Raw genomic sequence first — 14093 nt, 5'->3', positions numbered from 1 at the left:
AGCCGCCCCAGCGGCCGGCCGGCGCGGAAACCGTCCCGGGAGACCGCGCGCCCGCGGATCAGCGGGTCAGCCGGTCGGCGACCAGCGAGGCGCAGCGGTCGTCGAACAGGATCGTGTAGTGGTTGCAGTCGTCGACCACCTCGTCGCGCAGCCCGGGCAGCCGCCCTGCCCAGACGGCCGCGACCTCCTCGGGCAGCATGCCGACCGGCTGGTCCAGCAGCCCGCGCGGCGCCCGCAGCAGCGACAGCGGCGACCGCGCCGCGCGCAGCGCGTCGCCGATCGCCTCTCCCTCGGTGAGCAGCCACCGGCCGTCCTGGCGGACCGGTTCCGCCCGGACCCGCGAGCGCACGGCCCCCTCCGGGCCGGTCGCGTCGTAGCGGACGTACTCCTCCACCTCCGGCCGCCAGGCGCCCGCGAAGGCCGGGTGGGCGCGGAAGAAGTCCACGTACGCCTCGACGCCGGGGAAGGTCCGCTCCAGCCGGGTGAGGGCCGGGCCGAGCGTGGCGGCGAGCACCGCGTCGGGGTCGGCGCCCGGGGCCTGCGGCAGCGGCAGCCCGCCGTCGATCAGCACGACCTTCGCGTAGTCGCGGCCGGCCGCGGCGAGGGCGGCGACGTAGGCGCCCATCGAGTGGCCGGTCAGCACGATGTCCCGCGCCGCGCCCACCGAGTCGGCCACCAGGTTCACGTCCTCGGCGTGGCGGGGCAGGCCGTACGGGCCGGGGAGATCGGCGCTGTGGCCGCGGCCCCGCAGGTCCATCGCGACGAGCGACCAGTCGGCCGGCAGCCGCCGGGCGACGGCGCCCCAGGACATGAGGGAGGCGGTGATGCCGTGCACCGCCACGACCACGCGCGGCCCCGTGCCGAACCGCGCGACGCGCAGCGCGCCGCCGGGGACCGCGACCTCGCCGAAGACGGGACTCACAGCGCTCACCGGCTCACCACACTCTCCTCGGAACCCAGGTTCCGGCCAGTCTGCCACCCCGGTCACCGCCCGGTCATCATCGTCCCCCGGAAAGCGGCATCGGGGACTCGCGGCGCCGCGCCGTAAGATCCGGTCATGAGGTCCTGAAGGTCACCGCCGTGCGTCCCCGGCCGCCGGGGCGGACCGTCAGGGCGTCACCCGCGCTGGTGACCGTGAAGACGACTCGTGACCGTGAAGACGACGGAGGGCCGGTGGAGACCGTGCCACGCATGCAGACGACCGCCGGGCGGCTGGCCCGGCTCGGCTTCGCCGACGGAGCCAGGGCCGAGCGGCTGCTCGGCGAGCTGGGACCCGAGGCGGCCGGTGACCTGGACCTGCTCGACGCCCTGGTCGGCACGGCCGACCCCGACCTGGCCCTCACCTCCCTCACCCGGCTCGCCGAACGGAACCCCGGAGGCCCCGGCGGCTCCGGAGATCCGAGCGGCTCGGGCGGCTCTGGAGATCCGAGCGGCTCGGGCGGCTCTGGAGATCCGAGCGGTTCCGCCGGCCCCGGCCTCCTCGGCGCGCTCCGCGCCGACCCGGGCCTGCGCGCGAGGCTGCTCGGCGTCCTCGGCGTCAGCGCCGCCCTCGGCGAGCACCTGGTCAGGCACCCCGAGCACGTCGCCCTCCTCGCCGGCGAGCGGGCCGTACGGCGCCCCGCCTCCCGGGACCTGCGGGCCGGGCTGCTGCGCGCGGTCGGCGCCGACCCCGGCGACCCCCGGCCCCGCGCAGCCGGGCACGGCACCGAGACGCTGTCGGCGCTGCGCGTCGCCTACCGCGGCCGGCTGCTCCACCTGGCCGCCCGCGACGTCACCGGCGCCGCCTCCCTCGCGGAGGTCACCTCCGAGCTGTCCGACCTGGCCGGGGCCGCGCTGGAGGCGGGCCTCGCCGTCGCGCGGGCCGAGCACCCCGGCTCCGAAGCGGTACGGCTGGCCGTCATCGGGATGGGCAAGTGCGGGGCCCGCGAGCTGAACTACATCAGCGACGTCGACGTCGTCTTCGTCGCCGAGCCGGCCGAGGAGGGCGGCGACGAGACCGAGGCGGTCCGGCACGCCACCCGCCTGGCCCAGGGCATGATGCGGGCCTGCTCGGCCACCACCCCCGAGGGCGCGCTGTGGGAGGTGGACGCCGCGCTGCGCCCCGAGGGCAAGGCCGGACCGCTGGTCCGCACCCTCGCCAGCCACCTGGCCTACTACCGGCGCTGGGCCAAGACGTGGGAGTTCCAGGCGCTGCTGAAGGCCCGGCCGGTCGCCGGCGACACCGAGCTCGGCGAGCGGTACGTCGAGGCGGCGAACGAGATGGTCTGGCAGGCCGCCACCCGCGAGAAGTTCGTCGAGGACGTGCAGGCCATGCGCCGGCGGGTCGAGGACCACGTCCGCAGGGACACCGGCGAGGCCGCCGAACGCCAGCTCAAACTGGGACCCGGGGGCCTGCGCGACATCGAGTTCGCCGTCCAGCTCCTCCAGCTCGTTCACGGCCGTCTGGACCCGCTGCTGCGCCGCCGCGCCACACTCCCCGCGCTCGCCGCCCTGTCGCGCGGCGGCTACGTCGGCCGCGACGACGCCAAGGCCCTCGCCGAGGCGTACGCGTTCCTGCGCCGGGTCGAGCACCTGCTCCAGCTCCACCGGCTGCGCCGTACCCACGTCGTGCCCGCGGACCCCGCCGACCTGCGGCGGCTGGGCCGGGCGCTGGGCATGGCCGGCGACCCGGTGGAGGCGTTCACCGCCCGCTGGCGGCGGCACGCCATGGAGGCCCGGCGGCTGCACGAGAAGCTGTTCTACCGGCCGCTGCTGCTGGCCGTGGCCCGGCTGCCCGAGTCCGAGACCCGGCTGTCGGCCGCCGCGGCCCAGGCGAGGCTGGAGGCGCTCGGCTACACCGACCCCGCCGGGGCGCTGCGCCACATCAGCGCCCTCACCAGCGGCGTCTCCCGCCGCGCGGCGATCCAGCGGACCCTGCTGCCGGTCATGCTCGGCTGGTTCGCCGACGCCCCCGACCCCGACGCCGGACTGCTGGGCTTCCGGCAGGTCTCCGACGAACTCGGCACCACCCCGTGGTACCTGCGGCTGCTGCGCGACGAGACCGCGGTGGCCGAGCGGCTCGCCCGGCTGCTGGGCACCAGCCGCTACGCCACCGGGCTGCTGCTGAACGCCCCCGAGGCGGTGGCGATGCTCGGCTCGGACGCCGAGCTGGCCCCCCGCCCCCCGGAGGCGCTGCTGAGCGAGGCGCGGGCCACGGCGGGCCGCCAGACGACGGCCGAGAACGCGGTCGCCGCGGTGCGCGGCCTGCGCCGCCGCGAGCTGTTCCGCACGGCCGTCGCCGACCTCACCGGGCACCTCGACGTCGAACGGGTCGGCCAGGCGCTGTCGGCGCTGAACGACGCCACCCTCCAGGCCGCGCTGGACGCCGCGGTCGACAAGGTCGAGATGGAACGGCGCGCCCCGCTGGGCACGAGGTTCGCGGTGATCGCCATGGGCCGCCTCGGCGGCGCCGAGCCCTCCTATGGCAGCGACGCGGACGTGATGTTCGTTCACTCGCCCCTGGAGGGCGTCGCCGAGCGGGACGCCACCGCCGGCGCCCACGCGGTGGCCAACGAGCTGCGGCGCCTGCTGGCGCTGCCCGCCCCCGACCCGCCGCTGCTCATCGACCCCGACCTGCGCCCCGAGGGCCGCCAGGGGCCGCTGGTGCGCACCCTCGCCTCCTACGCCGCCTACTACCGGCGCTGGTCGTCGCCGTGGGAGTCGCAGGCGCTGCTGCGGGCCAGGCTCTCGGCCGGCGACGCCTCGCTCGGCGTCGCCTTCCTGGAGCTGGCCGACCCGCTGCGCTATCCGGCCGGCGGCATCCCCGACCCCGCCGTGCGGGAGATCCGCAGGCTCAAGGCCCGCATGGAGGCGGAGCGGCTGCCGCGCGGCGCCGACCCGGCCCTGCACACCAAGCTCGGCCCGGGCGGGCTGTCCGACGTGGAGTGGGTGGCCCAGCTCCTCCAGCTCCGCCACGCCGGGCGGCTGCCGTCGCTGCGGACCACCCGCACCCTGGAGGCGCTGCGCGCCGCCGTCGCCGAGGACCTGCTGCCGTCCGACGACGAGGCCGCGCTCGCCGAGGCGTGGCGGTTCGCCTCGCGCGTCCGCAACGCCATCGTCCTGGTCAGGGGCAGGGCCGCCGACTCCATCCCGGTGGACGTCCGCGAGCGCGCGCTCATCTCCCAGGCCCTGGGCTACCCGCCGGACGGCACCGAGGACTTCGTGGAGGACTACCGCCGCGTCACCCGCCGCGCCCGGCGCGTCATGGAACGGGCTTTCTACGAGGACTGACCGACGCCGCCGGCCTCCATGATCCCGGTCCGCGGGCCGCTCCGGGACGGTGTCCCGGTGCGAGGGTTCGCTGTGGCCGCTCCGGGTCGTCCCCGTCTCTTTCGCCGATCCCGTTGCGCCCGATGGGACGGACGTGTATCAACGGTGCGGGTGATCCACATTGATATCGGTGTACATCGACCTGGCCATCGGCCTGGTGCTTGCCTTCCTGTTCCTCTCGCTCATGGTGAGCGGGGCCAACGAGGCCCTCGTCCGGCTGTTCGGCATCCGTAGCAAGTTCCTCTGGGCCTACCTCCGTGACACCCTGGACGGCGGCCGGGGGGACGGCCGGTCGTGGGTTCCGGCGAAGGTGACGGACGTCTTCGCCCGGCTGCCGTTCTCCGGCGCCGACCCGCGCCCCCGCCACGAGGCGGAGCCCGCGCCGCCGGTCGTCGAGCCGGTGCCCGCCCCGCGGGTGGACATGACCGAGCGTCTGTACGAGCGGCTGCGTGAGATCGACCACCCCAAGGGCGCGCGGACCAGCATCTCGGACATCCCGCCCGAGCGGTTCTCCGGGGCGGTGATGGAGCTGGTCGCCGCCGAGGAGGGCGGGGTCGAGGGCCTGCTCGCCAAGCTGGAGGCCATCGGCAGCCCACTGGCCGGCCACCTGCGGGGCGTCTGGGAGAGCGCCCAGCGCGACCTCGGCCGGTTCCGCAAGGGCGTGGAGAGCTGGTTCGACGGCGAGATGGAACGGCTGTCCGGGCTGTACCGCCGCTACGTCAAGTGGGTGATCTTCGCCCTCGCGCTGGCGCTGACGCTGGTGTTCGGCATGGACTCCCTGGAGTACGGCAAGACCCTGCTGCGCGACAACGCCTACCGGGCCGGGGTGGCCGCCATAGCCGGAGGCGGCGGCGAGGGCCTCGCGGCGCTGCGGGAGAAGTGCGCCGTGTCCGGCACCGCCGAGCCGTACGACTGCGTGACCGAGGCGTTCAGCTCGCCGGCGCTGGTCAAGATCTTCGACCACTCCCTGGTGAGCGTGACGATCCCCCCGGACGGCGAGCGCGACCCCTCTTTCAACTGGAACGGCGCCTCGTGGTGGGACCGGCTGATCAGCCCCGGCCACTGGCCCGGATACCTGATCACCGTGGTCGCCCTGCTGTTCGGCGCGTCCTTCTGGTGGGACGTCCTGCGCCGCCTGACCGGCCTGCGCGGCCGCCGCTCCGGATAGGGCCCGGTACGGCTACGGCGGCCCGGGACGGCGCGGCGGCCCGGGACGGTCCCCCGCGGTTCCGGCGGCCGTCCCCGTGGTGTCTCCGCGCCGGGCGGGGTCAGCCGTCGCGCAGCGCCGCCAGGATCCGGTCCACGTGGACCAGGGGGTCGTCGCCGATCGGGCGGAGCACCACCGTGCCGGCCCCCGCCGCCCACAGCGCCCTGACGTGCTCGGCCGCCTCCTTCGCCGTGCCCGCGGCCATCGGCGCCTCGTCCGGGGCGATGCCCAGGAACGACGCCGTCTCCTCGGCGGAGGGCCGGACGGCCTCGCGGACCCGCGCGGGGTCGTCGCCGACGTACAGGTGGGTGAACACCGCCACCTCGTGGCCGCCGTCCGGGCGGTCACCGCCGTCCGGGCCGCGCTCGCCGTCCGGACCGCCGCCGGCGGCCCGCCCGCCGCCGCCCGGGGCGGGGAGCGCCGGTCCGCGCCCGCCGGCGCCGATCAGCTCGCGGGCCCCGGCGATCCGCTCGGGGCCGAACCCCTCCGGCAGGATCGTCCCCTGCGCCACCCGCCCGGACAGCTCCAGCGAGCGCGGCCCCATCACCCCGGCGAGCACCGGCGGCGGTACAGCCGGCGGATGCACCAGCCGCATCCCGTCGAGCCGTACGGCCCGGCCCCGCGTGGTGACCGTCTCGCCGCGCAGCAGCGCCCGGACCGCCAGGACGGTCTCCTCCAGCAGCGTCAGCGGCGAGGGCACGGCCGCGCCCGCCCGCCGCATCCAGTCCTGGACGCCGTGGCCGATCCCGGCGGCGAGCCGGTTCGGATGCATGCGCGCCAGGTTGCCCAGCTCCATGGCCAGCAGGACCGGGTTGCGCAGCGGGGCCGGGGTGATCCCGATGCCGACCCGGATCCGCCCGGTCACGGCGAGCGCGGTGGCGGCCGACGAGATGGCCCCCGTCCAGCCGAGGTCCTCGACCACCCAGACGTCGTCCACCTCCGTGGCGTCGAGGTGGCGGCAGAAGGGAACGAGCGACTCCGGGGGGAGGTCGCGGTCGAACATGACGCCGAGGCGCATGGGGACTCCTGAGATCATCTTCGCGGGATCCTCACCGTAGCGGGAAGGCGCCCGGACGGTCACGGAGGGCGGGACGGTCCACGGCGCCGATCCGGGGGGTCGCCTCGGGCCCCAAGGGGGGCAGGTAGCGGAAGTAGCCGGCGAGGCCCTTGACGGCGGTGACCGGGTCGATCCGCACCTCGGTGCCGGTCCGCAGCGCGTTCACCATCTCACCCCCGCCGACGTAGATGCCGACGTGGTGCGTCTTCACCGTACGCTTGCCGACCTTGCCGTAGAACACCAGGTCACCGGGGCGGGCCTGGTCGGCCGGCACCCGGGTGAGCCGTCTGACGTGGTCGTCGGTGTTGCCCGGCCCCAGGACGTCGCGGCCGTAGGCCAGGTGGTAGACCCACCTGGCCAGCCCGGAGCAGTCGAGGCCCAGGGTCGTGGTGGCCGGGCAGGGCCGGATCCGGCCGGTGTAGCCCTGGCAGGTGCCGTAGGAGGGGCCGGGCGCGGCGTCGTGGCCGCCGCCCCAGGAGTAGGGGATCGACCCGCCGGACCAGCCCGGCCGGTGGCCCCCGGCCTCGATCGAGAAGGCGATGGACGTCACCCGGTTCAGGGCGGCCGGCAGGAGAGGCGCGGAACCGCTGGTGAGCGCCAGGACCCCCGCGAGCACGGCCGCGACCGCCCGCCTGCGGCGCCGGTCCGGGCCGCCTGCGGCCGTCGGGTCCGCCAAGGCCGCCGGATCGCGGCGTCCGGTGCCGCCTCCGGGCCGCGCCGTGTCCACCGCGGCCCGGCCGTCCGGGTCGTTCCGCGAGATCCGCGCCATCCCGCTCACCCCCGCTCCTCGGCGCAAGTCAGGTCAATTCTGCCTAATCCACTCGCCAGTCGCGCTCGATCGTCCCTTTCACCGACCCGCCCGAACCGGGAGGAGCCATCGGGAGCGGGGAGATCGGCGGGAGCGGGGAGGAGCCATCGGGAGCGGGGAGGGGATCGGCGGGAGCGGGGGAGAGAACGGAAAGCCCGTGGCAAGGCACACGGCCTTGCCACGGGCTCTTCGATTCCACGACCGCGCGGCGCCGGCCTCGCGTCACTCCTCGCGAGGCCGGCCGCGCGGTGACCGGTCAGACGTCGTAGTACAGCTCGAACTCGTGCGGGTGCGGGCGCAGACGCAGCGGGTCGATCTCGTTCTCGCGCTTGTAGGAGATCCAGGTCTCGATCAGGTCCGGCGTGAACACGCCGCCCTCCAGCAGGTACTCGTGGTCGGCCTCCAGCGCGGCCAGCACCTCCGGCAGCGAGCCCGGCACCTGCGGGATGTCACGGGCCTCCTCCGGAGGAAGCTCGTACAGGTCCTTGTCGACCGGCTCGGCCGGCTCGATCTTGTTACGGATGCCGTCGATGCCGGCCATGAGCTGGGCGGCGAAGGCGAAGTACGGGTTGCAGGACGGGTCCGGCACGCGGAACTCGATGCGCTTGGCCTTGGGGTTGGACCCGGTGATCGGGATGCGGATGCACGCCGAGCGGTTGCGCTGGGAGTAGACCAGGTTGACCGGCGCCTCGTAGCCCGGGACCAGGCGGTGGTAGGAGTTGATCGTCGGGTTGGTGAAGGCCAGCAGCGACGGGGCGTGCCTGAGCAGGCCGCCGATGTAGTAGCGGGCGGTGTCCGACAGGCCGGCGTAGCCCACCTCGTCGTAGAACAGCGGCTCGCCGTCCTTCCACAGCGACTGGTGGCAGTGCATGCCGGAGCCGTTGTCCCCGAAGATCGGCTTGGGCATGAACGTGACCGTGTGGCCGTACTCCTGCGCCGTGCTCTTGACGATGTACTTGTACAGCATCATCGTGTCGGCGGACTTGAGCAGCGTGTTGAAGCGGAAGTCGATCTCCGCCTGGCCGGCGGTGCCGACCTCGTGGTGCTGCATCTCCACCTCGACGCCGGCGTCGATGAGGCGGCGCACCATTTCCGAGCGCAGGTCGGTGAAGTGGTCCATCGGCGGCACCGGGAAGTAGCCGCCCTTGAAGCGCGGCTTGTAGCCGAGGTTGCCGCCGTCCTGGGCCTTGCCGGTGTTCCAGGCGCCCTCGATGGAGTCGATGTGGTAGAAGCTCGAGTGGGCGCTGGTCTCGAACCGCACGTCGTCGAAGATGTAGAACTCGGCCTCGGGGCCGAAGTAGACCGTGTCGGCGATGCCGGTGCCCTTGAGATACTCCTCCGCCTTGCGGGCCACGTTGCGCGGGTCGCGGCTGTAGGCCTCGCCCGTCAGCGGGTCGTGCACGAAGAAGTTGATGTTGAGCGTCTTGTGCTGCCGGAAGGGGTCCAGGACCGCGGTGGACGGGTCGGGCAGCAGCAGCATGTCCGACTCGTGGATGGCCTGGAAGCCGCGGATGGACGAGCCGTCGAACATCAGACCGTCGGTGAAGACGCCGGCCCCGAAGTTCTCCGCGGGGAAGGTGAAGTGATGCGTCGTCCCCGGCAGGTCGGTGAACCTGACGTCGACGAACTGCACGCCTTCGTCCCTGATGAAATTCAGGACGTCGTCGGCGGAGTTGAACACGCGAACCTCCCAAGGGACACGGGCTGACAGTGCCGAACGTAGGACTGCGCCGTTACCACCCCGTGTCTCGACTGTTTCACTCATGTTAAGCACGACCTCCGTCCACGGTAGTCGCCCGGACACGTCCGGTTGCGCCGATACATCGACTTTTGCCGGAGTTTCACGTCCAGTCGCCGACTCCTGTCCGCCCCCGCCCGTACGGTCCCGGTAACCGGCGCGGGCGGATTCGGGGGCGGCGGCACGGGCGGATACCGTTGGGGCATGAGCAGCAGGCAACCCCGCTGGACCCAGACGTGGCTCGGCGGCGTCCGATCGGCAGGAGTCGACCTCGGTTACCCGGGGGAACGGCTCGGCCTGCCCGAGCACGGCAGCGGGTCGGTCGCGGGGTTCGGCCGCAGGCTCGGCGCGCTGGTGATCGACTGGCTGATCTGCGCCTGGGCCATCACCCAGGGGCTGCTGCGGATCGACCCCACCCAGGGGAGCTGGGTCCCGCTCCTGGTCCTGGCGGCCGAGTACATCCTGCTGGTCGGCACGATCGGCACGACCTTCGGCATGCGCCTGCTCGGCATCCGGGTCGCCGCGCTCGGCGGCGGACGGCCGCCCTTCCTCTCCGTGGTGGTGCGGACGGTGCTGCTCTGCCTGGCCGTACCGGCCCTGATCTGGGACCGCGACCAGCGCGGCCTGCACGACCGCGCGGCCGGCACCGTGGTCGTGCGCATCTGAGCTCCGCGACCGAGACCCGCGACCAGGGTGCGGAGCGGCGGTCAGGCGGGCCGGGCGCAGCTGAAGATCGCGGTGCCCGGCAGATGGCGGCCGCGCAACGGGCTCCAGCCGCCCCACTCGCGCTCGTGGCCGTCCGGCCACTCCGGCTCCACCAGCCCCTCCAGGACCAGCCCGGAGGCGACGACGTGCCCGACCCAGTCGGCCAGCGTGCGGTGGTGCTCGACGTAGGACGGCCGCCCGTCGTCGCCGACCTCCACGTACGGGGAGCGGTCGAAGTAGGACCGGTCGGCGGTCAGGCCGCGCGGGCCCGGGTCGTCGGGGAAGGCCCAGCGGATCGGGTGGCTGACCGAGAAGACCAGGCGCCCCCCGGGACGCAGCACCCGGCGGGCCTCGCGGAGCACCGCCCCGGCGTCGGCGACGAACGGCAGCGCGCCGTACGCCGAACACGCCAGGTCAAACGACTCCCCGGCGAACGGCATGGCCTCGGCGTCGGCCTGGACCACCGGCAGCGGCTCGCCGCCGCCACCGCCCAGGTCGATCCGGCGGGAGTGCTGGAGCTGACGGAAGGACAGGTCGAAGGCCGCGACCCTGGCGCCCTGCGCGGTCAGCCACCGGCCGCACTGCCCGGCACCGCAGCCGATCTCCAGGACGTCCTTGCCCCCGACGTCGCCCAGCAGGCGCGCGTCGGCCTCGTCCAGGCCCTCCGGGCACCAGACGAAGCCCGCGTCGCGCAGGAAACCGCCGTGCTCGGCCTGGTAGTCGTCGGCGGCGGAGTCCCACCAGCCGCGGTTGGCCCGGGAGGTGCCGGCGGCGTCCACCCGGCGCCGTGCCACCCCTGCGAGGTCCATCGGCGGGCCGGCCCGTCAGCGCATCTTCGGGCGGGGCATCCGGCCGCCGCGCGGCAGCGGGCCCTTGGGCATCGGCAGCGTCTGCGGGAGCGCCTTCAGCCGGTTGTTGACCTCGTAGACGGCGGGCTTCTTGAGGTTGCGCGGCAGCTTCATCAGGTGCCGCTGCAGCTTGGCGATCGGGATCTGCCCCTCGCCGTCACCGGACTGGATGTCGTAGACCGGGACGTCGAGCGCGACCCGCTGGACGCGCTTCTTCTCCGCGACGAGCATCCGCTGCACCCGCGAGCCCGGTCCCTCGGAGACCAGGACGATGCCGGGGTAGCCGACCACGCGGTGAACGATGTCCTGGTCGCGGTTGACCGCGACGGCCGGGGTCACCTCCCAGTTGCCGCGCATGCTCTGCAGGATCGCCGCGGCGGCGCCCGGCTGGCCCTGCAGCATGGAGTACTGGGCCCGCTGGGCGAGCTGGCCGAAGACGACCAGCCCGACGATGAGGGCCGCCATCACCCCGATGAGGAGGAGGTACCAGAACCAGCCCGTGACCAGACCGAGCACGACGAACAGCACAAGCGTGCCGAGCGCCGACGCGTAGACGATCGGCATCCCCTTGGGGTTGGCCTGCTTGATGATCTGAGCGATCATGCGGAGCTGCTTGACGCGCCCCGGGCGCTCTTGGTCTTCGGGCTTCTTCGCCATAGTTATGAAGGATACAAATCGAGTGGGCAAGAGATGAAAACGTGACCTGGTGGCCGACCGGTCCGGCCCCCGCCCGCGCCGCCGTGAGCACACGGCGGCACGGGCGCACGGCGGCGCGGCCGGGAGCCGTACGGCGGCGCGGGCACGCGGCGGTACGGCGGGCCGTACGACGGCCTCAGGCGTTCTGGCGGGCCTCGATGGCCTGCTGGTACAGACGGCCGGCGCGGTAGGAGGAGCGGACCAGCGGGCCGGACAGGACCCCGGCGAAACCGATGGCCTCGGCCTCCTTCTGCAGCTCGACGAACTCCTCCGGCTTCACCCAGCGGTCCACCGGGTGGTGGCGCGGGGTGGGGCGGAGGTACTGGGTGACGGTCAGCAGGTCGCACCCGGCCTCGTGGAGGTCGCGCATGGCCTGCAGGACCTCCTCGCGCTCCTCGCCCATGCCGAGGATCAGGTTGGACTTGGTCACCAGACCGGCCCGCCGGGCCTTGGTGATCACTTCCAGGGACCGCTCGTAGCGGAACGCGGGGCGGATGCGCTTGAAGATCCGCGGCACGGTCTCGATGTTGTGGGCGAACACCTCGGGCCGGGCGGAGAAGACCTCCTCCAGCTGGGCCTGGTCGCCGTTGAAGTCGGGCACCAGCAGCTCGACGCCGCAGCCGGGCACCATCGCGTGGATCTGCCGGGCGGTCTCGGCGTACAGCCACGCTCCGCCGTCGGGCAGGTCGTCGCGGGCGACGCCGGTCACGGTGGCGTAGCGCAGGCCCATCTGCTGGACCGACTCGGCGACCCTGCGCGGCTCGTCGGTGTCGTACTCGGCGGGCTTGCCGGTGTCGATCTGGCAGAAGTCGCAGCGCCGGGTGCACTGGTCGCCGCCGATGAGGAACGTGGCCTCGCGGTCCTCCCAGCACTCGTAGATGTTAGGACAGCCGGCCTCTTCGCAAACCGTGTGCAGACCCTCGCGTCTCACCAGCGACTTCAGCTCGGTGTACTCAGGGCCCGTCTTCAGCCGGGTCTTGATCCACGGGGGCTTGCGCTCGATGGGGGTCTGGCTGTTGCGAACCTCCAGGCGGAGGAGCTTTCGGCCTTCAGGAGCAACGGTCACGCCATTCAGCTTATGTCCCCGGCGGACAGCGGACGCACCCGGCACCCCGTGGCGACCTGCGGCGCGCCGCCCGCCCCGCGCGGCGGATCGGGCCCTCGGGCCCCGCCCCCCGGTCCGGGGTTCCCCGGCCCCGCCTCCCGAGCCGCCCCCGGCGCGCCTAGGGGCGGAAGAGGTCCTCCTCGAACAACTCGAAGGCCCGCGCGCCGAGCGCCTCGGCCAGGCGCTTCTCGGCGTACGGCGTGACCTCGTCCACCACGATCCGGCGGCCGGTCTCGGCCGACAGGGAGGACACCCCGGCGTCGCTGATCCCGCACGGGACGATCCGGTTGTACCAGCTCGGGTCGTTGGCGCAGTCGAGCGAGAACCCGTGCATCGTCACGCCCCGCGACACCCGGATGCCCACCGCGCCGACCCGGCGGTCCGGCAGGCCGTGCGAGGGGTCGCCGGCCACCCAGACGCCGCTGCGCCCCGGCACCTGTACGGCGGGCACCCCGAAGTCGGCGCAGACGCCGAGCAGGGTCTCCTCCAGCAGCCGGACGTAGGAGGCCACGTCGAGCGGCCCGCCGAGCTTGACGATGGGGTAGCCGACGAGCTGGCCGGGACCGTGCCAGGTGATCCGGCCACCCCGGTCGACGTCGATGACCGGGGTGCCATCCGTGGGCCGTTCGCCGGGGGCGGTGCGCTTGCCGGCCGTGTAGACCGGCGCGTGTTCGAGCAGCAGGCAGGTGTCGGGGATCTCACCGGCCACCCGGCGGGCGTGGAGCCGCCGCTGAAGATCCCATGCCTGTTCGTAGGGGAAGTCGACACCGAGACGGACTATCGCCAGGTCACTCACGTACCAAGAGTAGTTGACCCGGCCCCGCTCATGCGGTGAGAAGCCGGGGCTCGATGCGGAGCTCTTTGACCCCTCCGGCGCCGTCGTGCTCGACCCGGTAGGCGTAGCCCTTCGGGGAGACGGTGACGGCCTGGATGAACTCGGTGCCGACGTAGTGCAGCCCGACGCCCTCGTCGGCGGCGTAGCCGCCCGGCAGCTCGCCCGAGGCCACCGACCCGTGCAGCAGCTCGCGGCGCTGCGGGTCGGAGTCGTAGTGCACGCCGCAGGAGTAGGGGAGCAGCCCGAGGCCGTCGGCCCACACCCGGAGCTCGGGGCCGAAGGAGTCGGTGTTGCCGCCCACGTGCCAGCACAGCGCCCCGGCGCTCTGCCCGGACAGCACCACGCCCGCCCGCCACGCCTCGGCGAACGCGTCGTCCAGGCCGTGCAGCCGCCACAGCGCCGCGAGGTTGGCCACGCTGCCGCCGCTGACGTAGATGGCGTCCTGGCTGAGGATCCACTCGCGCGGGTCGGCGACGTTGGGCATCGGGAACACGGTCAGGTGGCTGACCTCGACGTCCCAGTCGCGGAACGCGCCGTACATCTTCAGCAGCCAGTCGGCGTCGTCACCCGTGGCGGTGGCCAGCAGGCCCAGCCTGGGGCGGTCCTGCCCGGTCAGGTCGAGGGCGTAGCGCAGCAGCGGGCTCGCCTCGATGAACCCGTGGCGCTCGGTCTGGCGGAAGGAGCCGCCCCCGATGGCGAGGATGTGCGACTGCCCGGACCTGGCCATATGTTGATCTCCCGATGACTTCGGCGGAAACGGGCCCCGGAGAAACGGACCCCGGGGAA

General features: G+C 73.8%; 12 protein-coding genes. 3 read left to right on the top strand and 9 right to left on the bottom strand.

Features of this window, described 5'->3' with window-relative positions; translation table 11 throughout:
* Positions 1 to 58 precede the first annotated feature (58 nt).
* Positions 59 to 931 carry an alpha/beta hydrolase gene (locus IEZ10_RS01580; RefSeq protein WP_229810838.1) on the bottom strand — a complete coding sequence of 291 codons (873 nt, stop codon included), beginning with the start codon at positions 929 to 931 and terminating at the stop codon, positions 59 to 61.
* Positions 932 to 1191: 260 nt separating this feature from the next.
* On the opposite strand from IEZ10_RS01580, the gene IEZ10_RS01575 reads away from it, so the two are divergent.
* Entirely contained in the window at positions 1192 to 4269 is a 3078-nt protein-coding gene (locus IEZ10_RS01575; RefSeq protein ID WP_189245048.1) for a bifunctional [glutamine synthetase] adenylyltransferase/[glutamine synthetase]-adenylyl-L-tyrosine phosphorylase, read from the top strand.
* Positions 4270 to 4438: 169 nt separating this feature from the next.
* The gene (locus tag IEZ10_RS01570) at positions 4439 to 5476 is read left to right on the top strand and encodes a hypothetical protein (protein WP_229810837.1); all 1038 of its coding nucleotides are present in this window, start codon (positions 4439 to 4441) and stop codon (positions 5474 to 5476) included.
* 100 nt (positions 5477 to 5576) lie between these two features.
* Here the strand turns inward: IEZ10_RS01570 and IEZ10_RS01565 are convergent, their stop codons facing one another.
* From IEZ10_RS01565 to glnA, 3 genes are all read right to left on the bottom strand, one after another.
* Positions 5577 to 6551, bottom strand: a complete 975-nt coding sequence (locus tag IEZ10_RS01565) for an LLM class flavin-dependent oxidoreductase (RefSeq protein ID WP_229810836.1) — start codon at positions 6549 to 6551, stop codon at positions 5577 to 5579.
* Between the two features lie 13 nt (positions 6552 to 6564).
* Positions 6565 to 7341 (bottom strand): C40 family peptidase, encoded by a 777-nt coding sequence (locus IEZ10_RS01560; protein WP_189245046.1) that lies wholly within the window; start codon positions 7339 to 7341, stop codon positions 6565 to 6567.
* A gap of 295 nt (positions 7342 to 7636) precedes the next feature.
* A complete protein-coding gene (glnA, locus tag IEZ10_RS01555; protein ID WP_189244618.1) occupies positions 7637 to 9061 on the bottom strand; it encodes a type I glutamate--ammonia ligase in 1425 nt (474 codons plus the stop codon).
* 261 nt (positions 9062 to 9322) lie between these two features.
* On the opposite strand from glnA, the gene IEZ10_RS01550 reads away from it, so the two are divergent.
* Complete coding sequence (locus IEZ10_RS01550) at positions 9323 to 9784, top strand: RDD family protein (protein WP_189244617.1); 462 nt, start codon at positions 9323 to 9325, stop codon at positions 9782 to 9784.
* A gap of 41 nt (positions 9785 to 9825) precedes the next feature.
* Here IEZ10_RS01550 and IEZ10_RS01545 read toward each other — a convergent pair whose 3' ends face one another.
* The 5 genes from IEZ10_RS01545 to IEZ10_RS01525 all read right to left on the bottom strand — a co-directional run bounded on the left by IEZ10_RS01545 (position 9826) and on the right by IEZ10_RS01525 (position 14034).
* On the bottom strand, positions 9826 to 10632 hold the full coding sequence (locus IEZ10_RS01545; RefSeq protein ID WP_189244616.1) for a class I SAM-dependent methyltransferase: 807 nt from the start codon (positions 10630 to 10632) through the stop codon (positions 9826 to 9828).
* 15 nt (positions 10633 to 10647) lie between these two features.
* Positions 10648 to 11328: a DUF4191 domain-containing protein gene (locus tag IEZ10_RS01540; RefSeq protein ID WP_189244615.1), complete on the bottom strand. Its 681-nt coding sequence runs from the start codon at positions 11326 to 11328 to the stop codon at positions 10648 to 10650.
* A gap of 175 nt (positions 11329 to 11503) precedes the next feature.
* Positions 11504 to 12433: a lipoyl synthase gene (lipA, locus tag IEZ10_RS01535; RefSeq protein ID WP_189244614.1), complete on the bottom strand. Its 930-nt coding sequence runs from the start codon at positions 12431 to 12433 to the stop codon at positions 11504 to 11506.
* A gap of 157 nt (positions 12434 to 12590) precedes the next feature.
* Entirely contained in the window at positions 12591 to 13268 is a 678-nt protein-coding gene (gene lipB / locus IEZ10_RS01530) for a lipoyl(octanoyl) transferase LipB (protein ID WP_189244613.1), read from the bottom strand.
* Positions 13269 to 13296: 28 nt separating this feature from the next.
* On the bottom strand, positions 13297 to 14034 hold the full coding sequence (locus IEZ10_RS01525; RefSeq protein WP_189244612.1) for a Type 1 glutamine amidotransferase-like domain-containing protein: 738 nt from the start codon (positions 14032 to 14034) through the stop codon (positions 13297 to 13299).
* Between the last annotated feature and the right edge of the window lie 59 nt (positions 14035 to 14093).

The sequence above is a fragment of the Streptosporangium pseudovulgare genome, from assembly GCF_014648055.1.
Lineage (GTDB): Bacteria > Actinomycetota > Actinomycetes > Streptosporangiales > Streptosporangiaceae > Streptosporangium > Streptosporangium pseudovulgare.
This window is presented reverse-complemented; position numbering and strand designations above follow the sequence as displayed.